Source organism: Mucilaginibacter panaciglaebae (genome assembly GCF_039539265.1).
Taxonomy (GTDB): domain Bacteria; phylum Bacteroidota; class Bacteroidia; order Sphingobacteriales; family Sphingobacteriaceae; genus Mucilaginibacter; species Mucilaginibacter panaciglaebae.
In genome coordinates this window covers 230,235-252,546 of record NZ_BAABCV010000008.1, presented here as the reverse complement: position 1 = coordinate 252,546, position 22,312 = coordinate 230,235, and the positions used below count along the sequence as shown (strand labels likewise).

At 43.3% G+C, this 22,312-nt stretch carries 18 protein-coding genes; 8 read left to right on the top strand and 10 right to left on the bottom strand.

The window, feature by feature from the left end:
* Window positions 1-13: 13 nt before the first annotated feature.
* Together ypfJ and ABD772_RS12755 are read left to right on the top strand one after the other, a co-directional pair.
* Window positions 14-895 carry a KPN_02809 family neutral zinc metallopeptidase gene (ypfJ, locus tag ABD772_RS12760; protein ID WP_345104972.1) on the top strand — a complete coding sequence of 294 codons (882 nt, stop codon included), beginning with the start codon at window positions 14-16 and terminating at the stop codon, window positions 893-895.
* Window positions 896-986: 91 nt separating this feature from the next.
* Window positions 987-1,877: an N-acetylmuramoyl-L-alanine amidase gene (locus ABD772_RS12755; protein WP_345104969.1), complete on the top strand. Its 891-nt coding sequence runs from the start codon at window positions 987-989 to the stop codon at window positions 1,875-1,877.
* Window positions 1,878-2,007: 130 nt separating this feature from the next.
* On the opposite strand, the gene ABD772_RS12750 is transcribed toward ABD772_RS12755, so the two are convergent.
* Entirely contained in the window at window positions 2,008-3,669 is a 1,662-nt protein-coding gene (locus ABD772_RS12750) for a glutamine--tRNA ligase/YqeY domain fusion protein (RefSeq protein WP_345104966.1), read from the bottom strand.
* A 293-nt stretch (window positions 3,670-3,962) separates the two neighbouring features.
* Window positions 3,963-4,094 carry a hypothetical protein gene (locus ABD772_RS12745; protein ID WP_345104963.1) on the bottom strand — a complete coding sequence of 44 codons (132 nt, stop codon included), beginning with the start codon at window positions 4,092-4,094 and terminating at the stop codon, window positions 3,963-3,965.
* 364 nt (window positions 4,095-4,458) lie between these two features.
* On the opposite strand from ABD772_RS12745, the gene ABD772_RS12740 reads away from it, so the two are divergent.
* A complete protein-coding gene (locus ABD772_RS12740) occupies window positions 4,459-7,188 on the top strand; it encodes a PQQ-dependent sugar dehydrogenase (RefSeq protein WP_345104960.1) in 2,730 nt (909 codons plus the stop codon).
* Window positions 7,189-7,447: 259 nt separating this feature from the next.
* On the opposite strand, the gene ahcY is transcribed toward ABD772_RS12740, so the two are convergent.
* Window positions 7,448-8,764: an adenosylhomocysteinase gene (gene ahcY / locus ABD772_RS12735; RefSeq protein WP_345104957.1), complete on the bottom strand. Its 1,317-nt coding sequence runs from the start codon at window positions 8,762-8,764 to the stop codon at window positions 7,448-7,450.
* A gap of 281 nt (window positions 8,765-9,045) precedes the next feature.
* Here ahcY and ABD772_RS12730 point away from each other — a divergent pair, with 281 nt between their 5' ends.
* From ABD772_RS12730 to ABD772_RS12715, 4 genes are all read left to right on the top strand, one after another.
* Entirely contained in the window at window positions 9,046-9,855 is an 810-nt protein-coding gene (locus ABD772_RS12730; protein ID WP_345104954.1) for an SDR family oxidoreductase, read from the top strand.
* Window positions 9,856-9,963: 108 nt separating this feature from the next.
* Window positions 9,964-10,614, top strand: a complete 651-nt coding sequence (gene trmB, locus ABD772_RS12725; RefSeq protein WP_345104951.1) for a tRNA (guanosine(46)-N7)-methyltransferase TrmB — start codon at window positions 9,964-9,966, stop codon at window positions 10,612-10,614.
* Window positions 10,615-10,622: 8 nt separating this feature from the next.
* Entirely contained in the window at window positions 10,623-10,955 is a 333-nt protein-coding gene (locus ABD772_RS12720) for an MGMT family protein (protein ID WP_345104948.1), read from the top strand.
* Window positions 10,956-10,992: 37 nt separating this feature from the next.
* A complete protein-coding gene (locus tag ABD772_RS12715; protein WP_345104946.1) occupies window positions 10,993-11,466 on the top strand; it encodes an SRPBCC family protein in 474 nt (157 codons plus the stop codon).
* A gap of 2 nt (window positions 11,467-11,468) precedes the next feature.
* Here the strand turns inward: ABD772_RS12715 and ABD772_RS12710 are convergent, their stop codons facing one another.
* From ABD772_RS12710 to mnmL, 6 genes are all read right to left on the bottom strand, one after another.
* Complete coding sequence (locus tag ABD772_RS12710; RefSeq protein WP_345104943.1) at window positions 11,469-13,601, bottom strand: tetratricopeptide repeat protein; 2,133 nt, start codon at window positions 13,599-13,601, stop codon at window positions 11,469-11,471.
* Window positions 13,602-13,615: 14 nt separating this feature from the next.
* Window positions 13,616-14,470 (bottom strand): hypothetical protein, encoded by an 855-nt coding sequence (locus ABD772_RS12705; RefSeq protein WP_345104940.1) that lies wholly within the window; start codon window positions 14,468-14,470, stop codon window positions 13,616-13,618.
* A gap of 9 nt (window positions 14,471-14,479) precedes the next feature.
* Entirely contained in the window at window positions 14,480-15,889 is a 1,410-nt protein-coding gene (locus ABD772_RS12700; protein ID WP_345104938.1) for an acetylxylan esterase, read from the bottom strand.
* A 9-nt stretch (window positions 15,890-15,898) separates the two neighbouring features.
* Window positions 15,899-17,236: an acetylxylan esterase gene (locus ABD772_RS12695; protein WP_345104934.1), complete on the bottom strand. Its 1,338-nt coding sequence runs from the start codon at window positions 17,234-17,236 to the stop codon at window positions 15,899-15,901.
* A gap of 3 nt (window positions 17,237-17,239) precedes the next feature.
* Entirely contained in the window at window positions 17,240-18,472 is a 1,233-nt protein-coding gene (locus ABD772_RS12690; protein ID WP_345104931.1) for an acyltransferase family protein, read from the bottom strand.
* Window positions 18,473-18,597: 125 nt separating this feature from the next.
* Complete coding sequence (gene mnmL / locus ABD772_RS12685; protein ID WP_345104928.1) at window positions 18,598-19,548, bottom strand: tRNA modification radical SAM protein MnmL/YtqA; 951 nt, start codon at window positions 19,546-19,548, stop codon at window positions 18,598-18,600.
* 276 nt (window positions 19,549-19,824) lie between these two features.
* On the opposite strand from mnmL, the gene ABD772_RS12680 reads away from it, so the two are divergent.
* Window positions 19,825-19,977: a hypothetical protein gene (locus ABD772_RS12680; RefSeq protein ID WP_345104925.1), complete on the top strand. Its 153-nt coding sequence runs from the start codon at window positions 19,825-19,827 to the stop codon at window positions 19,975-19,977.
* 4 nt (window positions 19,978-19,981) lie between these two features.
* On the opposite strand, the gene ABD772_RS12675 is transcribed toward ABD772_RS12680, so the two are convergent.
* Complete coding sequence (locus ABD772_RS12675; protein WP_345104921.1) at window positions 19,982-22,267, bottom strand: GH92 family glycosyl hydrolase; 2,286 nt, start codon at window positions 22,265-22,267, stop codon at window positions 19,982-19,984.
* Window positions 22,268-22,312: the final 45 nt, after the last annotated feature.

Genomic DNA, 22,312 nt, shown 5'->3' with positions numbered 1-22,312 from the left:
AACAGTATAAATTATGCGATGGTTAGGTGGTAATGAAAGTAACGATTACGAAGAAGGCAGCAGCGGGAGCGGGGGCCGTGGATTGCTGTTTGGCGGAGGTATTGTTGGCTTGATTGGTGCGGTTATTTATCTCTTCACCGGTATTAATCCCGTACAATTGCTAAATACGGGTAACTCGCCAAATTCGCAGCAGATCAATACGGTGCCCGGTGGGGGTGAAAACCGGGAGAAACAATTTGCCCGTGTGGTTTTCCAGGGAACAACCGTTGTTTGGGATAGTATCTTCCGCAGCATGGGTAAAACTTATCAGCACCCTGTTTTACATACGTTTACTGATGCAGTTGACGCCGCGGGTTGTGGGTATGCTACCTCGGCCACCGGCCCGTTTTATTGCCCGGCCGATGGTCGTGTGTACCTGGACTTGTCCTTTTTTGACGAATTAGAAAACCGCTTCAGTGCGGCGGGTGAGTCGGCAAGAGCTTATGTAATTGCTCATGAGGTTGGTCATCATGTACAAAATCTATTAGGCGTTTCGCAGCAAATGGACGAAGCGCGGCAAAATCTGAGTGAACGCGAATACAATAAGCTTTCTGTAAAGTTGGAATTGCAAGCCGATTTTTATGCAGGCCTATGGGCGCATTATGAGGCACTGAATCATTACAACAACATTGTAATTGAGCGGGCAGATATCGACTCGGCGCTTAATGCCGCGCATCAGATCGGTGACGACCGCTTGCAAGAAAAATACCAGGGCCGTGTAACGCCAGATAGCTTTACGCATGGTACCAGTGCGCAACGAGCGTATTGGTTTAAAAAGGGATATGATACCGGCGATATCAAACAAGGTAATACCTTCGCTAATACAGAGATTAAAGATGACAGATCAAACCAATAATTGGATTTGTTTGATCAGGAAGGTACAACCGCAAGTAATAATATTTTAGGTATTTGGCACGGCAATAGGCCGAATAACATAATTTAGCTAAATGGTAAAATACAAAAAGCACTCATCTGTTTACATTTTGTTATCGGCCATCGGTGTGTTGATGATAGCCTGCTCGCCTAAAGTGAATAAAGGCAATAACACAAGTGCAAATAAACCACCAGTAATACGCGGCCCGCATTTTACAACAGACAGCATTTACACCGCTAAAACTGATTCGCTGCTGGGTTGGCTTAAACAGCAGCAACCTGCGGTATTAATGGATAGCACCGGGCTTATTACAACGCCATCTGAATGGGTGGCTTCGGTGAATTTTGGCATCCGTAAGGCCAATTATGTCATCATCCATTTTACCGCACAGGATTCGGTACAGCAAACCATTCGCACCTTCAGCATTAAAAGTACCGAGGTAAGCGCACACTACGTAGTGAGTAAGGACGGCAAAGTATATCATATGGTGAATGATTATTTGCGTTCAAACCATGCCGGTTTGGGCAAGTGGGGTAGCGTTACCGACATGAATAGTATCTCCTTAGGTATCGAGGTGGACAACAACGGGTCAGAACCGTTTACCGATGCGCAGATCAAGAGCTTGTTGCTATTACTTGCTCAGCTTAAAAAAACCTATAATATACCAACGGCTAATTTCCTGGGCCATCAGGATTTTGCGCCGAAGCGCAAGCCCGATCCCGGCCCGTTGTTTCCCTGGAAGTTGTTAGCGCAAAATGGCTTCGGCTATTGGAGCGATGATGCTTTAGAACTGGCTCCGGAAAACTTTGATTATAAAACTGCCTTGCGCTTAATCGGTTATGATACTTCAGATTTAAATGCTGCTATAATAGCTTTTAAGCGCCACTTTGTGCAGGATAACAGCACAGCACAATTAAGTCAGTTGGATTTGAATGTGCTATATAATGTCTATCAAAAGTATTAAATACACCCCTAAAGGGCAGGAAAGTATGATTTTTATAAAATGTCATTTCCAAACGGAGAAATCTTATACGTTGGCTAATTCCTTGTGTAAGATTTCTCGTTATGCTTGAAATGACAATAGTTAGAAGGTGTTACTTTTTAACTGTCCAGCCATCTTTTAATGTCACGGTGCGGTTAAATACCAGTTTGTCAGTAGTTGAATGCTTATCCAAAGTAAAATAGCCTTTGCGGATAAACTGGTAACCTTTGCCCGAAACGGCAGTAGCCAGGTCAGGCTCGATATAAGCGTTTGGTAATATATGTAAACTCTCCGGGTTCAAATATTCCTTGAAGTCTCCATCTTCGTTTGATGGGTCTTCAACCCTGAACAGACGATCATATAACCTAACCTCGGCAGTTTTAGCATGTGATACGCTTACCCAATGGATGGTGCCTTTTACATTGATGCCACTGGTATCGCTGCCTGATTTTGATTCAGGAATATAGGTACAGTAAATCTCGGTAACTTTGCCGTCGGCATCTTTCTTAAAGTCCTCACATTTTACAATGTAGGCATTCTTTAAGCGTGCCATAAGCCCAACCCCCAGACGGAAGAATTTCTTTGGAGGTTCTTCCATAAAATCCTCGCGCTCAATCCACAGTTCTTTACTAAAAGGGATATTGCGTCCGCCATCGCCACCTTCAACCTCAGGGTTGTTTTCACCATGCAACGTTTCGGTTTGCCCTTCCGGGTAATTGGTAATGATCAATTTAATTGGGTCTAACACAGCCATGCGGCGCCAGGCGGTTTTGTTAAGATCCTCGCGGATACAAAATTCAAGCAGGCTTACGTCGATCATGTTATCGCGTTTAGCTACACCAATGCGTTCACAAAACTCACGAATAGAAGCAGCGGTATAACCGCGACGACGCAGGCCGCTTATTGTCGGCATACGCGGGTCGTCCCAGCTTTCAACATGCCCGTCGGTCACCAGTTGCATCAACTTGCGTTTGCTCATCACCGTATAGGTCATGTTCAGGCGGGCAAATTCATATTGTTTTGACGGGAATATGTTCAGCTCTTTAATAAACAGATCATATAATGGTCTGTGTGGAACAAACTCCAATGTACAGATTGAGTGCGTGATATGCTCGATAGCGTCCGATTGACCATGTGCGAAATCATACATCGGGTAAATGCACCAGGCATCCCCTGTGCGGTGGTGATGCGCGTGTTTAATCCGGTACATTAACGGATCGCGCAGCAACATATTTGGCGACGCCAGGTCTATCTTGGCGCGCAGCACTTTTTCACCATCCTGGTATTTACCGGCTTTCATTTCGGCAAATAGCTGCAAGTTTTCTTCTACACTGCGGCTGCGATATTGATTAGGTATGCCTGGTTCAGTAGGAGTACCTTTTTGCACGGCAATTTCTTCGGCTGTGCTATCATCTACATAAGCCAGCCCCTTTTTTATCAGTTGAACAGCGAAATCATATAGCTGCTCAAAATAATCAGAAGCATACAACTCTGCGGCCCAATCAAAACCTAGCCATTTTACGTCTTCTTTAATACTGTCGACGTATTCGGTTTCTTCTTTGGTTGGGTTGGTGTCGTCAAAGCGGAGATTGGTTTGACCATTATATTTTTTTGCCAATCCGAAATTTAAACAGATAGACTTTGCGTGGCCAATATGCAGATGGCCGTTAGGTTCAGGCGGAAAACGGGTTAAAACCCGGCCTCCGTTGGTGCCTTTCGCCAAATCTTCCTCAACTATCTCCTCAATAAAATTTAATGATCTTTCTTCGCTCATGATAGGGCAAAAGTAGCTTTTTTAGGCGAAAAGGATGAAAGGTTTACTGACAAGAAATAGAGGTAGTAATAAGTGCCTCATTAGTGTGTCAGGGTGCGCCATAGCTTATTATCTTATGTATCACTGGTTGCAGGCTTTCAGCTATCGCACTAATTTACCGTGGTGGTTGTTTGCCGAAACAGTTGGGCACGTTGACTATAACGTTGATAACCGTAAGTTACCAGAGCATTAAAGCAGCTATAGTTAATCCTGTAAAAAGTTTACGAAACGAATAGCCGGATTAATATAATAACTTATTGGTGCTGATTAGCTGTTATCAAATTCAGCCGTTTTTTAATCAGCTCAATATCTTCGTCCTGGATCAATAAAAAATTCTTGGCATGTTCGATCTCATTCAGGATCGCTTCTTGAATATCTACTTGCATCGGTCGCAGTTTTAGGTTTATACTTTCTCGGATTAGGTGTATCCCTAAGGTACAATTTATTTAACTATAGTTTAAACTAAAACTTATCAACAATTGGCTGAAAGATGGCCTGCGTGTGCAATACGATATTCAAGTTGGTGTAGTTTAGGAGACTGCCTTTCCTTTCGTTGCTTAAATGTTAAAATCGGCGTAGAAAAGCAATGACGGTGTCAATCATTAGGAATAAAAGGAAAGTATCACCTGCTCAATCATAACATTTTGTTTACAAACACCCATTTGCCAATAACCAGGACAAATAAGCGTTGAAGTGTTACGGTGCAATTGCTATATTTACCGCCCGTATAAAACCCCGTAAAAAATTATCATGTTTAGCAATAAAGCCATAATTAAAATATCTGCTATAGCATTGTTAGGTATTGGAACGATATCGTTTGTAAATGATGATCCTAAAAAACCTGATGAAAGCCGCTTTACCCCGGTTACACTGACCCGCCCAGGCGACCTGGACGAGCCGAATACTTTTGAGGTATTAAGCGACGGCCGCGTATTGATCAGCGAGCGTAAAGGCGCTATCAAATTGTTTGATCCTGTTACGAAGATGACCAAAACCATTGCCACGCTGGCTGTTAATACCAAATATACCAGTGCACAAGGTAAGGTAACTGAGGCCGAAGAGGGTTTGATGGGTTTGACCGTAGATCCAAACTTCGACAAAAATCATTTTATATATACCTTTTACGCGCACCCAACCGAAAAGAAATGGATGCTTACCCGTTGGAAATTTGAGAATGACGCTCTGGTAAAAGGTTCAGAAAAAAGAATATTGGAGTTTGCAACTCAGCGCGAGGTTTGTTGTCACACAGGCGGTGGTATGACCTGGGATGCTAAGCATAACCTTTACCTTACGGTTGGTAACAATACCGGCGCGTTGTTATCATCATCAACTGACGAGCGACCTGCCAGGGTAAGTTGGGATGACCAGCGCGGCACAGCAAATACTAACAGCTTGTTAGGCAAAATATTGAAAATTCACCCTGAGCCAAATGGTTCATACACCATCCCTGCGGGTAACCTGTTTCCAAAAGGAACACCTAAAACCCGTCCTGAGATTTATACTATGGGGCATCGTAATCCATGGAGACCTTCTATCGACAGCAAAACCGGTTGGTTATACTGGGGCGATATTGGTCCGGATGCTACGGAAGATAGTGAGATAAGCCCTAAAGGTTATGACGAATTGAACCAGGCGCGCAAGCCGGGTTTCTTTGGCTGGCCGTATTTTGTTGGTCCGAATGTACCATACCCGATCTTTAACTACACCGATGGCGAGGCTGGCCCTGCCAAAGATCCGAAGAAACCTATGAATACTTCGGTTAACAATACCGGCTTAACGCAGTTGCCGCCGGTTTCTCCGCCGTTTATTTATTATCCATATGCTGCTTCAACCGAGTTTCCGTTGGTGGGTAGTGGTAGCCGGAGTGCAGTTGGTGGCCCAATATATCACAAAAGCGACCGCCCGTTAGCTAAACGCCCGTGGCCTCCATATTACGAAGGGAAATGGTTAGCTACCGATCTGGCCCGTGGCTGGATCATGGCGATATCTATGAAGGCTAACGGCGATTACCAGGGCATGGAGCAATTTCTGCCAAGCTATCACCCTATTGAGCCAATTGACATGAAATTTGGCCCTGACGGCGATCTGTACGTGTTGGAATATGGTAGCGTGTGGTTTGGTAAAAGCGACAATGCTAAACTGGTACGTATTGAGTACAATGCCGGTAACCGCAAACCAGTGGTAATGGCGTCAACTAATAAACAAGGCGGTACAGTTCCGCTTAAAATCACACTTTCATCTGCGGGTACTTTTGATGCTGATGGCGACCGGTTAAAATACAGCTGGAGATTAACCTCACCAGGTGTTGCTCCCAAATTGTATCCGGGCGCAAATCCTGCGGTCACTATCACCAAAGCCGGTGTTTACATGGCAACTTTAACTGTTACAGATTCGCACGGTGCGAAAAATACTAAAACGGTTAAGATTATTGCCGGTAATGAGGCACCTCAGGTTATTGTTGACCTGAGCGGCAACCACTCGTTTTACTTTAATGGGAAATCATTTGATTATAATGTAACTGTAAGCGATAAAGAGGATGGTAGCCTGACGTCGGGCGGTATCGCCCCGGATCACGTATCGATGAGCATTAATTATACCTCTGAAGGATTTGATTATGTACAGGTAGCGCAGGAGCAAAGCAGTGTTGATGCTTCAACCCAATTTGCGGTTGCTAAAGCTTTAATTGGTAGTTCTGATTGTAAAAACTGCCATAGTATTAATGCTGTTAACGTGGCGCCGAGTTTTATCGATATAGCCACCAAATATAAAGGCGACGAAAAGGAAATGGAGCGACTGGCACACGTAATTCGCGGTGGCGGTCATGGTCATTGGAACCGTCCGGTAGATATGCCGGCTCACCCTGGTATTGCGCTGGCTGACGCACACACTATTGTTAACTATATTATGAACGTTACCAATAACAATATCAACACTATGCCGTTGAAAGGCACCTTCACACCGAATGTTCCTGCAGATGATAATGGTAATGGCAGCTATATTATCCGCGCCGCTTATACGGACAAGGGCAATAAAAACATTCCAAAACAAACTACAGCGACAACCATCATCCTGCATAACCCCGTGGTTTATGCGGCTACCGCACCGGTAATTAAAAACGCTTTTACCAAGGTTAACGGTTTAGATGGCTCGACAAACGTAATTGGCCGTAATAACAGCTATGTTGAGTTCAAAAAGATTGACTTAACAGCTATTAAACAAATGGAACTGGCTGCTTACGCTACTACTTTAGAGAATACTCCAGGTGGTACTATTGAGGTACATGTTGATTCGCCAACCGGCACCTTGATTGGTTCGGCATCATTTGAACAACTGGATTTGAAACCTAAAGATCAAAACTGGACCAAAACTGATATCAAAGAAACGACAGGTATCCATGATATCTACTTCGTATTCAAAAATGACAAAGCCAAACCAGCCGACGCATTGTTGCTGTTTAACGCGATTAAGTTTGAGCTGTAAGGTTTAATAAAAGCGATACAAGAAGGCCTGTCGCTATCAGCGGCGGGCTTTCTTGTTTTAAAAGAGTGCTTATCGCCGTTGTCATTTTGAGCTATAGCAAGAAAGGACAAACCGGAAAACCACTCGCTCTGTCATCGCAAAGATACTACGCTAACGATTGACAGGATGGGAGAATGAGGTGGTGATGATCGGCATCTAACAAGAAAGGGCATGATCCTCAGACCATGCCCTCTCTTTATCTTAAATCTTGGCCTAAACCTTAGTAACGGTAGTACTCCGGTTTAAACGGACCTTCAACAGTTACACCAATGTACTCAGCCTGATCCTGGTCAAGAACTTCTAATTCAACACCAATTTTAGCTAAGTGTAAACGGGCAACTTTTTCGTCCAAATGTTTTGGTAAGGTATACACCTTATTTTCGTAAGCCGAACTATTTGTCCAAAGTTCTAATTGAGCCAAAGTCTGATTAGTGAACGAGTTGCTCATTACAAAGCTAGGGTGGCCTGTAGCGCAACCTAAGTTAACCAACCGGCCTTCGGCCAAAACAATAACATCTTTACCTTCAATAGTATATTTATCAACCTGAGGTTTGATCTCAATTTTAGTATTGCCATAAGCACTGTTTAACCATGCCATGTCAATCTCATTATCAAAGTGGCCAATATTACAAACAATAGCCTTGTCTTTCAAAGCACGGAAGTGTTTCTCGCGAACGATGTTTTTATTACCGGTAGCTGTAACAACTATATCAGCTTCAGCAATAGCGGTACTCAATTTTTTAACTTCGTAACCTTCCATAGCCGCTTGCAATGCGCAGATAGGGTCAATTTCGGTAACAATAACACGTACACCTGCATTACGCAATGAGTCGGCAGAACCTTTACCCACGTCGCCATAACCGCAGACAACGCCTACTTTGCCGGCCATCATTACGTCGGTAGCGCGGCGGATAGCATCAACCAACGATTCGCGGCAACCGTATTTGTTATCAAACTTTGATTTCGTTACAGAGTCATTAATATTAATGGCAGGAATGGGCAAAGTGCCATTTTTCATGCGCTCATACAAACGGTGAACACCGGTAGTGGTTTCTTCTGATAAGCCTTTAATGTTGGCAATTAACTCAGGGTATCTGTCAAATACCATATTGGTTAAATCACCACCATCGTCAAGGATCATGTTTAATGGCTGGCGGTCTTCGCCAAAGAACAATGTTTGTTCAATACACCAGTCAAACTCCTGCTCGTTCAGGCCCTTCCAGGCGTAAACAGAGATACCGGCAGCAGCAATAGCCGCGGCAGCATGGTCTTGAGTCGAAAAAATGTTACATGATGACCATGTAACTTCTGCACCTAACTCAACCAGTGTCTCAATTAACACGGCGGTTTGGATGGTCATGTGCAGGCAGCCTGCAATGCGCGCACCTTTTAATGGTTTTGAAGCTCCGAACTCCTGGCGTAAAGCCATGAGGCCCGGCATTTCTGCTTCTGCTAAAGAAATCTCTTTGCGGCCCCATTCGGCTAAAGAAATGTCTTTTACTTTGTACTTGGTGTAAGCGGTCTCTACTGATGACATAGCGTTTTAAATTTATTTTTTTTGAGATGCAAAGGTAACACATTCCCTTGTGAATGTGAAATGTAAGCTGTTCGTTTGATGATTATTGCGCAGGTATGATAGGCTCTTGATTGGGTGGGTATTACCTTCGGGGCAGGCTTTTCGCTGATACGCCCGCAGGTATAAGGCGTGGCCGATATCGCTGCCACAGGTCACTGCAAAAAACACGCTCCATATTGTCTGTCATTATTATATCTTTGGGAGCACTAACCTGCACACTTAAATTTTATTTCAGCAACACAATGAAAAAAGTAATTCTTGTAACGGGAGCTTCATCAGGTATAGGTTTGGCCAGCGCCACTGCTTTACATGAAGCCGGACACACCGTTTATGGCACCACACGTAATCTTGCAAAAAAAGTAAACGTGCCTTTTAACCTGATCGAACTGGACGTAACGGACGATGCATCTGCTAAAGCCGCTGTTGCTAAAATTATTCAAGCCGAAGGGCGTATAGACGTATTGGTAAATAATGCCGGTAACGGTATTGCAGGCCCGGCTTATGCTATGCCTGTTGATAAGGCCAAGCAGCAATTTGAAGTTAACTTTTTTGGTGTAGTACGTATGTGTGGCGTTGTTATCCCGGAGATGCTGAAAAATAGCAGCGGCCTGGTAATTAACATCAGCTCATTGGCTGGTTTGTTTGGTTTGCCTTACCAAAGTATGTATGTAGCGTCAAAGTATGCTATCGAGGGTTATTCTGAAAGCTTACGTATGGAACTGCGTAAAACCGGTATCAAGATTACTACAATCAACCCGGGCGACTTTAAAACTGAGTTTACAGGCAGCCGCGAGAAAATTCCATTCACAGTGGATAATGAGAAACTGAAAGCCAACTACGATATCGCGATAACCAATATCGAAAAAGATGAGAACGCCGGTGCCGACCCGATTGCTATTGGCAAGCAACTGGTAAAAATATTAAGCAAAAGCAGCCCGGCCCATCAATACCTGGTGGGCGCTATTGGCCAAACCATAGCCGTCACTTTAAAGAAAGTATTGCCGACAGGGGTTTTTGAAGGCTTGATGGCCGATCATTATGGAATAAAGTAAGATCCCTCAACCTGCCGAAAGGGATGCTTTTATGGGAGACATAACAAAACAATAACAGAATTATTATATAGGATAAATCTCCCCCTTTGGGGAGATTTAGAGGGGTATATGGGAAAAGACAAACTAAGACGCTTTGCCGAAATAGAAAACTTTGGCAACGTTTTACAACTGGATGCCGGGAAGCCTTACAAAGGCGCGTGGAGTAAAGAGCTTTTTAAGAATGATAACCCGGTGGTATTAGAGCTGGCTTGTGGTAAGGGTGAATATACCGTGAACCTGGCAAGGCTTTTTCCCGATAAGAATTTTATCGGCATTGATTATAAGGGCAACCGTATTTGGCGCGGTGCCAAGACAGCAATTGAGGATGGTGTAAATAACGTCGCCTTTTTACGTATACAAATTGAAAACCTGCTGGATTACTTTGCACCCGGCGAAGTTGATGAAATCTGGATCACTTTCCCCGATCCGCAACCACAGTTAAGCCGCGAGAAAAAGCGATTAACATCACCACGCTTTTTAGAGAAATATAAAGTGCTATTAAGGCCTGGCGGTTTCGTAAATCTGAAAACCGATAATGATGGTTTGTATGCTTACACCGCCGAAAAGATTGACGAACTGAGTCTGAAAGAACACGTTAATACAGCTGACTTATACCATTCAGAGTTTGCCGATGAGGTGCTATCTATCAAAACCTATTACGAAAAGAAATATTTGGCAGATAACAAGAATATCAATTATCTTAAATTCTCATTTCAATAGTAGCCCTTATGCCAGATTATAATTTTTATGATAACGTATATGATGTGGCCCGGCAGATACCTGTCGGCCGTGTGACATCTTATGGGGCAATAGCGAATTACCTGGGAACAAAAGGCTCATCGCGAATGGTTGGTTATGCCATGCAAGCTTGTGCCTCGGCGCAGCCGCCGGTGCCGGCGCACAGGGTGGTAAACCGCCAGGGATTGCTTACCGCCAAGTTTCATTTTGGAGGTGACAGGATGCGGCAATTACTGGAATCTGAGGGCGTAAAAGTGATGAATGACCAGGTGCAGGATTTTGATAAAGTTTTCTGGGATCCTAATATTGAATTAGTACTATAATACCCATTACTGGCTAAGTTTTTGCTCGGAGTTAACCGTGAAAACATATCGACTACAATTTGAGCAGAATCTGCCCATTCCACTGGCCGAAAGCTGGGACTTTTTTACATCGCCATTAAATCTTGCTAAGATAACCCCACCAACGACAGGATTTGAAGTAACATCGCCCTTTGACGTCAAAAGCAAAGTATACGAAGGCATGATCATTACCTATAAAATAAAGCCGCTATTTGGCATTAAAATGGACTGGATGACTGAGATCACTCATATTAAAGACCAGCAATATTTTGTGGATGAACAACGTTTTGGCCCTTATGCCTTATGGCATCATGAACATCATTTTAAAGCGATAGATGGTGGAGTGCACATGGCAGATATACTCAATTATGCCATTCCCTATGGGGTCATAGGCCGGCTAAGCAACTCGTTGCTGGTGCGCAAAAAAATTTTGAAGATCTTTGCCTATCGCGAAAAAATGATTAATGGCCTGTTTGGGATATACCGCAGATAACCCTATTTGCAATATTGCTGTACGGCAGCCTGAGCGTCTTTCAGGCCTAATTTTGCGGCTGCATTTAAATCTGTACAGGCATTAGCTTTGTCGTTTTGTTTGATTCTTAGCATACCGCGTTTATAATACGCTTGCGGATTATTAGGATCCAAAGAAATTGCCTTACTATAATAGTTCATTGATGCCGCAGTGTTTTTGAGGTTCACCTCAGCATCGCCCCATAGCACATATATGTCGTCGTTTTTAGGGTCGAGCGTTAGCGCGTATTGAAAATCATTTTCTATCCGCTCTGCATCTGGTATGAAGCTTTTGGCGTAACCGCGATAAGCAAAGGTTTTAATGTTGTCGATGTTGATAAACAACGTACTGTTATAATCGTCTACAGCACCCTCATAATCTTTCAGTTCCATTTTTACATTTGCACGTAAAAAGAAGGCCTTGTCATCATCGCCTTGTATGCTAATGGCTTTATTAATGTCTTTTAAAGCGCTTTCAAAATCTTTTAGCGTTGCCTTGGCATGTCCGCGGTTTTGGTAGGCTATAGCCAGGCCGGTATCTATTTTAAGTGCCTCGTTATAATCGGCTATTGCCGAGTCAACCCTGCCTAAGTTTTCCACAGCGATACCACGCAAGGCATAGTAGTACGCGTTATCAGGATCGGTTTTAACCAGTTTACTAAAAATTTCCTTAGCCTCTGTAAACAATTTACCCTTAGCCATCGATGCCCCTAAACGCTGATATAAGCTATTGTCTTTAGATCCCATCTCACCTGCTTTCCGGTAATCAGCGAGAGCTTGTGTCCGGTTGCCTAACTTTAAATAGGCATCTCCGCGTCTTAAATAATGTTCGGGGTTACTCGGGTTATCCTCTACAGCCTTTTTAAAATCAGCCAATGCACCCTGAAAATCTTTAAGTATAGTGCGCAGCTCGCCACGTATAGCATAGGTGTAATCGTTACGTGTATTTAATTCAATCGCCTTGTTCAAGTCGGCCATTGCACCGGTAGTATCGTTTTGTTTTAGTTTCGTCATGCCGCGTGTGGTATATGCAAAACTATTAGTTGGGTCAAGTTCAATAGCTTCGTCGGCATCGTCAATGGCTTCATCGTATAATTTGATATTATATTTGGCGTCGGCCCGGCTTTGGTATATTTCCGTATTCTTTTCGTCGAGCTCAATACCTTTATCAAAATCAGCAATAGCTCCTTCTTTATCATTAAGGTTGCTTTTAACAATACCGTCATATAAATACAACAAGGCGTTGTTCGGGTCTTTCTCAATCAGTTTGGCAAAATATTCCAGAGCCGCCTTTTCGTCATGGATACTTCCTAAGGCATTAGCCAGGTATTTGTATACGTTTGGCTTTTTAGGATCCAGCTCAATAGTCTTTTTATAATCAACTATAGCCGCTTTATAATCGCCCAGGGCGGCTTCGGCATTGGCTTTGTAAAAAAGTGCATCGCTGTTTTTGGGGTCCATAGCCAAAGCTTTGTTATAATCAGCAATGGCACCTTTAAAATCAGGTATGTTACCTCTTGCGTTTGCCCGGTAAAAAACAATATCCGCATTCTCCGGATCAAGTTTAGCTGCTGTGTTATAATCTGCAATAGCGCCTTTAAGATCACTGATATTGGCCCTCGCAACACCGCGATATTCGTATAAAGAAGGATCGGCCGGCGATATGGCTATAGCCCGGTTAAAATCCTCGATCGCCCCTTTATAATCGCCAAGATTTGACTTAGCGTCGGCCCGGTAATGGTATAAAATAGCATTACCGGGACTCAAGCTCAGCGCCTTGTTATAATCGGCCAATGCTTCATTGTAATTTTTGTTGCCATTGTAAGCATTGCCCCGGTAGTAATACAAAAACATAGTAACATTTGCCGGGTCAAGCTGTGCCGATCTATTGAAATCTTTTATAGCCGATGGGTAATCTTTAATTGCTGAGTAGGCATTGGCGCGATAGAAATAAATTTTGGCATTGTTAGCATCAATAGCAATAGCCCTTGTAAAATCGGTAATAGCACCTTGGTAGTCTTTCTTTCCGGCTTTACTATTGCCGGTTTGTATCAAAGGTTCGGCAGATTGAGCCAGGCAATAAAAAGGTAAAAGCAATAATATAAGAAACGATCTCATTATGTTTTGATGCACTAAAAAGGCCTTAAAATAAGTGATGCGGATACGCTTGACCCGTCGCCGGTATTACGCCCGCTAATAAATGTACTTGCCGAGACGAATACCGAAATTTTTTGCGATATAGAGTATCCATAACTTAATGATGCCTGGTTAAATACAAAGTTTTTGTTACCCGCAATATGAGTAGGGTCATAACCAGCACTTAAACTGCTGGTAGAATAAAAGCCTCCGATGGTGGCTGATATTTGTTGTTTAAACCGCTTGTCTAAGGTTAAACCAAAAGTACCCGTATATCGATCTTGTAAAGGGCCTGCCGAACCAAAGTACTGGCGTACGCCATTCTCTAAAGTAAAATAATAGTTTTTACTAAACAGGTGGCCGCTGCCCCCAAAGGATGCTTTGATCTCTGCACCCTGCTCGCCATAGCCAAGGTTTACATTGTTTGTATACAGCGGTTGTATAAAGGTGCCTTGTACAGAAAAATAATAAATATAATTGATGTTAAAGGCATAGTATCTGACACCTACCTCCATATCGGTAAAGCCGTTGTTTTGGCTGTTATAGCCCGTGGTATCATGATAGTTATTGTTTACAAAAGGCAACTGGCCAATGACTGTAAAGCGTCTGCTTAAACCATATTCGGTATACAAAGAATAGCTGATGGACCGAAACTCGCCACGATTGGCAAAAGAACTGAGCCTACGCAGAGAATCCCATCCTTTATTGGCGAAAAAGTAATTTATTGACGGTGACAATAACCAACTGCCGGGCCTCACAGGGAAAGCGCCGCCATAACTTTTACTTAGCATTGTGGTAAAAAATACCGCCGTTAATAGCAATTGCCTTAGTCGGGATTTAGTAAACTTCATATTATGTCTTTAAAATAATCCAAAAGCGTCGCGCATCCAGCGGCCCTCTAATTCTTTATACGCCGTGGTAATTTCATGCCCCAGGTCTTTAAATACCATTATACGTTTAGCCGGCTTTATATTATTATAAGCAGCGTATTCATTATCAGGTGGTGCAAATGGATCAAGTAAACCTATACCCATGATGGTTGGGCATGTTAAATTAGTTGCAAAATTCTTTACATCGTAATAATCCAAATTATCCAGTATGGTGTTAAACGATAATCCCGGTTGGGTGCCTACATATTGCTGTATAGAGCTTATGGGCCATTTTACTGAGCCCACCATACCCCGGATATCACATAAAATAGGATTTTGTGCCGAACATAGCTTAATCCGCTTATCTAAACTTGCGGTTGCTACCGATAAAAAGCCACCCATACTGCCACCTGATACCAGTATCTGGTCATGCCGAAGGTTAGGCTGTTCGCAAATGAAATCGACGCAGCGCAGGCAATCAGCAATTGCACCGCGCATTACATACTTGTATTTATCTTCAATGTGGTATACTATATATTCGTCCCGTCGGGTATCAACCGGGCCTCGGCTGTTTCCCTGACCGCGTACATTGAGCGTTATGATTACAAGATCAGGATCAAGACCGGTAAGAGGTTCCAATGAAACCTGGTACCCCGGCAAACCTAAAAGCACTGCAAATTTTTTACCCGGATCAGGGTTAATAGGAACCGTCATCCACCCGCGGATGGTCATGTCCCCTAACGACTGCATCTCGATCAAATAAACATGGCGGTTATCTTTATCCAACTCAGGCATGGCCGTCACTTTAAACTGTGGTTTAACCCGGGCCAGTTCATCTTTAGTCTTCTGCCAGAACTGATCAAAATCAACTGGTTTTTTGTAGCGTGATTCTATTTTTTCCGGTTTAATGCCGAAGACCCGGCGGGTGGTATCATCGTAATCGCTAACGTTGATCATGAAGTTTACCTTATAAAAACCAACACCCTTTGAAGGGATCTCAAAGTTGTATTTTTCGGTGCTCTGTTTAGCGATTTTGACTTTGACAGAATCTTCAAAAAGCCGTTCGCCTTTTTCGGTAGTTACTATGTATGATACTTTGCCAATCTGGTCGGCGCCGGTAGTGTTTATTACTTCGAAAGTATATTTAGCTTTATCGTTAAAGAGAGAATTTTTATCGCCAGAGGTTAACACGGTTGAGATTTCGCCTTCGTCCTCGTTCTCTGTATCATTACTATTGTTGTCGACGCCGGCTTCTTTACTGACTTCTTCTTTTTGGGCAGCGGATGAATCGTGCGCCTGAGCTAGGGCAGCATTTATGAATGCGGTTTGAAATCCGGTAAGGGCAACTGCCAGCACAAGTAGCTTGAGGTATATTATTAACTGTGTTTTTTTAGCGCTCATTACATATAATCAATAATACAAGCCAAATTGGTCATGTATCCATGAAAGCTCTGCCTGTGTATAAATTGGGCTAACGTCGTGCCCGCGGTCCCTGAATATCATTATTTTTTTCTTGGCCGTCATGCTATTATAAACAGCAAAATCATTTGTCGGAGGAACGTAAGTGTCCAGTAAGCCTATACTCATCATAAAATTGCATTTAACCTTGGGCGCGAAATTCTTTACATCAAAATAATCAAAGTTATTCATGATCTGGTCTAAGGTTAAACCTGGTTGCGTTTTAAGGTATTGTTGGATGGATTTGATGGGGAAGGTTACCCTTTTTATCAGGCTGCGCATGTCTGCAAACACCGGGCTTTGAGCCGAACATAAATTAACCCGACTATCTAAAGCTGCAGTTGTAATTGCTAAAAAGCCGCCCATGCTACCACCCTTAACAAATATGTTATCGTGCTTTAATTCACTTCTGGTATATAAAAAATCCATAGCACGTATGCAGTCCATTATAACCCCGCGCATTACGTATTTGTTCTTATTGTCAAGGTGGTGTAACACAAACTCATCGTGACGGGTATTAATGAACTCACGACTGTTGCCTTGTCCGCGCACATTAAGTGCCAGGAAGGCAAAGTCAGGGTCAATAGTCATTATAGGTGACAGATCTATCTGATAGCCGGGGAGCGCAAGCACTACCGAAAATTTATGTTTTGGGTCGGGGCTCACGGGCTCTGTTAGCCATCCACGTATAGTAATATTATCCAACGATTGCATTTGAACCAAATATACCTTACATGTTTTGGTGCTCATGTCGGGCATATAGGTAGTCTTAAATTTTGGGGCTATTTTGGCCAGATCGGCTTTTGCTTTTTGCCAGAAAGTATCGAAATCAGCCGGGGCTTTATATTCAGATTTGATCAACTCAGGCTTTACGCCAAAAACTTTATGCAGGGTATCGTCGTAATCAGAGGTGTTGATCATGAAATTTACCTTATAAAAGCCTGGCCCTTTGCCGGGGATATCAAAATCATATTTACCGATACTTTTTCTCGGGACGTTTACCTTGACGGAGTCAGTGCGCATTTTTATACCGTTCTCATCAATAAGGGTGTACGATATTTTGCCTGTTTGGTCATCATCTGTCGGGTTCCTTACTTCAAAAGTGTATTTGGCAACGGCGTCAAATATTGCGTTTTTGCTGGATGGAGTGATCACTGTCGATATCTCAGTTTCATCAGCAAGCGCGGTTTTCCCAGGCTCTTCCTCTTCAGACTGCGCCAATGCGGTTGCCGAATTAATCAATAGCAACGTAACAATTAAAAATCCAAGCATGGTGAACTTCCCTATCATGCGCTATTTTATTTTAAGAGAGCTATTCTCCGGATTGGACGGTTTATTCCTGATCAGAAAACTTGATTTACGGATGTAATGATTAAGCGGCTCTTCAATAGTTTTAAACAACACTATAGCTATGGCATTTAGTATTATAAACGCGTATAACAGGTTTAATTTATCAAATTCAAAAGGCGAGTGCCAGTCGACACCCCATTTATCATAAAGTTCAAACACGTAGTCGTTGAGCCAGTCGGTACCACGGTGTATCAGGTTATACATCCAGCCTAAGTGTATCAGGTAAAATATATAGGAGCTTTTACCCAACAGCTCGACAAAGGGCAATGCCAGCAATTTTCGTAATAACGTCATTTCAGTAAGCAGGCCATAAAAGAACAGCGCCACCGCAATACACAAGAAGTAATTGTTGACAATAATACCTGCAGGGCTTTCCACCCCGGCGCTCCAGCCTTTGGGGATGGGTTGATAAGCCATCACCATTACGCATAAAAACATCAGCACAAAACCCAGGTAGGTGTAAACAACTTTATTAGTGCGCTTAAAGCCTTTGTTTAAAACAATGCGGGCCAGTTGCACACCTACATAAAACTCAAAGCATCGCCCAAAAAAGGTAAACAGCATTACAAAAGGGAAGTTGCTGAAAAAGCCACACCAATCTACACGACTAAATATCAAAACCATCACGATGGCAAAGGCTGTCAGTATAACCGGCTGTATGTAAAACTTACCGTATTTTTTGGCGAGGAGGAAAATAATGGGTGCCGAAAAGTAAAAACATTCCTCAACAGTAAGGCTCCAGCCCTGCGCTATACCCGTATCCCAAAACCGGTAAAAGAAACCTCGTAAGAAGGTGATATTCATTACCATTAACCATAATGGGTTTTGATAGCCTTTGGTGATGCTTTCGTCTTTAGTGATGAAATAATATATAAATGCGCAAATGGTCAATAGCGCATACATGGGGTATATACGAGCCACCCTATTTTTTAGGTATTGCTTAAACCAATGGGTAGTTAAATGAAAATTGTTATAGTACCTGAAAGTTATTAAAAAGCCCGAAAGCACAAAGAAAATAGACACCCCAATGTGGAACTCGCCCAGAAAGCGTTGCACAATGTGGGGAAAAGTATCATCAAAAATGTAATAATAGTGAGATATGAATACCAGATACGCTGCAAGGGCGCGCACCCCCGTTAAAGCCGGAATATAGTTTTGTACAGCTTTTTGTGCCAAAGATTAACCGATTAGTGACGTCTAAAAATACTTGTTTGTACTTTTAAGTGCAAAACAAATGCCGTTCGAGAATGAGGGGGAATTAGCGGGATATCAGTAAATGTTCTGTCGAAGTTTCAACAACGTTACAGCGCGCTACCCTGCACTACGCCGCTGTTCAGGATTTTTTGGTCGATGTAATATTGGATCTCCGACTTTTTTAATCCCCAGTTTGGGGCGATGAGCAGCTCGCGGTCGCTCAAGCCAAACAGGCGTTGGATCACCACGTCGGGACGTACCAGCGGAAGCAGCTCGCACAGGAAATCAGCATACTCGTCCAGGCTGAAAAGCTTGAATGGCTCGCGTTTATATTTGACACCCATTACCGAGCCTTCAACAATATGCAGGTGATGGAACTTTACAAATTTTATTTGCGGATGCCGGTTGATCTCATTGGCATATTTGAGCATCATTTCTTTAGTTTCCCAGGGGAACCCGAAAATGGTATGCACGCAGATATCCAGCTTGCTGTTCTCAACAAGCTTCAGGGCTGCCAGCAGATCGTCGTGGGTACAACCGCGGTTAATTTGGGCAAGGGTGTCGTTGTAAATACTTTCCATACCCATTTCCAGATCGACGTCGAAGCGGTCGGTGTAGCTTTCCAGCAGGGCTATCTTTTCGGCATCGATACAATCAGGCCTGGTTCCTACCGACAGGCCAACAATGTCTTCAGGGCAATAGCTTAGTGCTTCGTCATACAGCATTTTGAGGTAGTGTACCGGCGCATAGGTATTGGTATTGGGCTGAAAGTAGATAATGAACTTGTCGGCCCTGTTGCCTTTGCGCGCGCGCTCCATGCCCTCAATAACCTGTTGTTTCAGGTTAGATGCGTTGCGGCTTACCGACGGCGTAAACGAGTCGACGTTGCAATAAGTGCAACCACCGTAGCCTTTACTGCCGTCGCGGTTGGGGCAGGTAAAGTTACCATCAACAATAACTTTGAAAACCCGGTGCCCCTTGTACTTCTCCTTAAGCCATGGCCCGTAGTTATTATATCCCTTCTCCCAAATACTTGCCGGTGTGTCTGTTAACTGCATTGACGCAAAGATACATATTATTGGGCTCGCGACAACTTCGCGAGGGTAAACCGCGCTTTATAAATTAATTGATGATTAATGCTCCGGGTGTTTCACAAAAAAGTGAAACACTTTGAAACACTTGAAACACTTTATGTCAATAACCTGTTGTAAATTAAGTGATTATGAAAAACGGGTGAAACACTTTGAAACAGTAGTAATACTTTAGCTGAATTATGTTAAGATGTTTTAAATGAGCTTGTTGTGTAATTTTTTTGTCAAATATCATCACTGACAATGAAACACCCGATACTTGTTGGTGACCACACCACTTTTAAAATAGATAAGCAAATGAGTGCTTATCCGATTCCTTCCCCGGGAAAGAGAAGAAACGTAGATGTAAAACAAAAAGCCCTTTCCAACCGGAAAGGGCTTCAACAAATCTTTTAATTTCTTATTTATGTTTAGCTCCCATATAAAAGGTAATATCCCCGCCGTTCATTATATCACCATGGCTTAAAAACAGCTTATTTAGCGGTTTGCCGTTCAGCACAATTTTTTGAATATAAACATTCTTTGGTCCCTGATTATTAACGTGGATATTGAAGGTTTTACCATTGCCAACTTGTACAACAGCACCATTAACCGCCGGACTGCCAATTGCATATTGGTCTGAAGCCGGAGCAACCGGGTAAAAGCCCAGCGAGCTGAAAATATACCACGCACTCATCTGGCCGGTATCATCATTGCCGCCTAAACCGTCGGGAGTTGGTTTATACATTTTAGGTAAGATCATGCGGATCTTCTCTTGCGTTTTCCATGGTTTGTCGGTCCAGTCGTACAGGTAGGCTACGTGGTGCGACGGCTCATTGCCATGCACATAGTTACCAATGATGCCGTCTTTGGTGATGTCTTCGGTCTCGGCAAAATACTTATCAGGCAAATTGTAGCTAAACAAACTGTCCATGTAAGTTACGAAACGTTTGTTGCCGCCCATCAGTTTAATTAATGATGCAGGGTCATGCGGAACATATAAGGTATAGTTCCAGGCATTGCCCTCAATGAAACCCTGATTAATGGTAGTAAACGGATCGAATTTTTTACGGAAAGTACCATCGGCATTTCTTGGGTGCATAAAACCCGATTTAGGGTCGTAAACGTTCTTGTAATTCTGAGACCGTTTGATAAACTCTTCGTATACAGCCTGGTTGCCTAATTTTTTTGCCATTTGGGCTATGCACCAGTCATCATAAGCATATTCTAACGTTGATGACACCGAGTTGCCGTCCTTTTCGTCGGGGATATAACCCAGGTCCATGTATTCGCCTATACCCAGATAGTCGCGGTGTTTGGCCGTTGTTACACAGGCCTCTAAAGCCTTATTGGCATCAAACGGCGCATTGCCTTTAATCACAGCATCCGCAATTACAGATACGGCATGATAACCGCTCATGCACCAGTTTTCGTTAGCCGAGTTGCTCCAAACAGGCAGCATGTGCTCGGGACTTTGGTCAAAGTGCGCCAGCATTGATTTTACCATATCGGCGTTTCGCTCAGGGTCAATGATGTTAAAGAGCGGATGCAGTGCGCGGTGGGTATCCCACAAACTAAAGGTGGTATAATTAGTAAATCCCTCGGCTTTGTGGATGTTTTGATCAAGCCCTTTATACTGGCCGTCTACGTCCATATAAACCGTAGGATTGATCATGGTATGATACATCGAGGTATAGAAGTTCTCTTTGACCTCTTTATTACCCTGAATGGTTATTTTATGCAGTTCTTTTTCCCATTGGTCCTGACCAGCCTTTTTGATCTGATCAAAATCCCAGGTATTTACTTCGGCAGCCATGTTAGCCTGTGCGCCAGCAATGCTTACCGGCGAGATAGCAAATTTGATCTTTATCTTTTCGCCTTCTTCGGTTTTAAAGTTGAAGTATGCGCGCAGGTTGCGTCCGGCTATTTCAGGGAAGTTTTTAACCTGGTTAAACTTGCCCCAGAAACCACCATACACCTCGCGTTTTGAAAAGTTCTTGTATCCATGACTGATGAAAGGTTTTGAAAACTCCATCGAGAAATAAAGCGCGCGTGTACGTGCCCATCCGTTGGTAAGGCGGTAACCAACCACGTGCGTGTCATCGATCACGCGCATATAGGTCCACACGTTTTTGTCAGGATAATTATAAATGCCGGCCATTAAATCCAGAATAATGTGCGCATTATCTGATTTTGGGAAGGTATATTGATGGAAGCCGACGCGCGTAGTGGTAGTTAATTCGGCCAGAATATTGCTTTCGTCAAGCCTTACTTTGTAATAGTTAGCCTCGGCCACCTCGTTTGCGTGCGAGAAAGGCGAGCGATAACCGCTGTGCGGTTTATCAACGGTACCCGGGTTTAATTTCAGGGTGCCAACAGTAGGCATAATTAAAAAGTCGCCCAGGTCTGAGTGGCCGGTACCGCTAAAATGGGTGTGGCTAAAACCTACAATAGTTTTATCTTCATACTGGTAACCTGCACAGTATTCATAAACTTTGGGGTTATAGTGTCCGTTAAGCTCATAACTAGCGGTATCAGTCTCGGGGCTAAGCTGTACCATGCCAAACGGAACGGTAGCACCCGGGTAAGTATGGCCCATGCGCTGGGTACCCACAATGGGCTTAACGTATTGTATTAAATTTTCTGAATTTTGTGCACTGGCAGCAAGGCCCGAGCATAGTAAAAGGGCGGTAAATATTCGCTTCATGTAACGTTGAGCTTTAATTGCAATTATAACGCAAATTATAAAATG

Bases quoted from the DNA above. Each gene is read 5' to 3' on its own strand.
- ABD772_RS12680 (WP_345104925.1), top strand. From the start codon at position 19,825: ATGAAACACCCGATACTTGTTGGTGACCACACCACTTTTAAAATAGAT.
- ABD772_RS12675 (WP_345104921.1), bottom strand. From the start codon at position 22,267: ATGAAGCGAATATTTACCGCCCTTTTACTATGCTCGGGCCTTGCTGCC.
- ABD772_RS12750 (WP_345104966.1), bottom strand. From the start codon at position 3,669: ATGAGCGAAGAAAGATCATTAAATTTTATTGAGGAGATAGTTGAGGAA.
- ABD772_RS12720 (WP_345104948.1), top strand. From the start codon at position 10,623: ATGCCAGATTATAATTTTTATGATAACGTATATGATGTGGCCCGGCAG.
- trmB (WP_345104951.1), top strand. From the start codon at position 9,964: ATGGGAAAAGACAAACTAAGACGCTTTGCCGAAATAGAAAACTTTGGC.
- ABD772_RS12740 (WP_345104960.1), top strand. From the start codon at position 4,459: ATGTTTAGCAATAAAGCCATAATTAAAATATCTGCTATAGCATTGTTA.
- ahcY (WP_345104957.1), bottom strand. From the start codon at position 8,764: ATGTCATCAGTAGAGACCGCTTACACCAAGTACAAAGTAAAAGACATT.
- ABD772_RS12710 (WP_345104943.1), bottom strand. From the start codon at position 13,601: ATGAGATCGTTTCTTATATTATTGCTTTTACCTTTTTATTGCCTGGCT.
- ABD772_RS12755 (WP_345104969.1), top strand. From the start codon at position 987: ATGGTAAAATACAAAAAGCACTCATCTGTTTACATTTTGTTATCGGCC.
- ABD772_RS12730 (WP_345104954.1), top strand. From the start codon at position 9,046: ATGAAAAAAGTAATTCTTGTAACGGGAGCTTCATCAGGTATAGGTTTG.
- ABD772_RS12705 (WP_345104940.1), bottom strand. From the start codon at position 14,470: ATGAAGTTTACTAAATCCCGACTAAGGCAATTGCTATTAACGGCGGTA.
- ABD772_RS12695 (WP_345104934.1), bottom strand. From the start codon at position 17,236: ATGATAGGGAAGTTCACCATGCTTGGATTTTTAATTGTTACGTTGCTA.
- mnmL (WP_345104928.1), bottom strand. From the start codon at position 19,548: ATGCAGTTAACAGACACACCGGCAAGTATTTGGGAGAAGGGATATAAT.
- ABD772_RS12700 (WP_345104938.1), bottom strand. From the start codon at position 15,889: ATGAGCGCTAAAAAAACACAGTTAATAATATACCTCAAGCTACTTGTG.
- ypfJ (WP_345104972.1), top strand. From the start codon at position 14: ATGCGATGGTTAGGTGGTAATGAAAGTAACGATTACGAAGAAGGCAGC.
- ABD772_RS12745 (WP_345104963.1), bottom strand. From the start codon at position 4,094: ATGCAAGTAGATATTCAAGAAGCGATCCTGAATGAGATCGAACATGCC.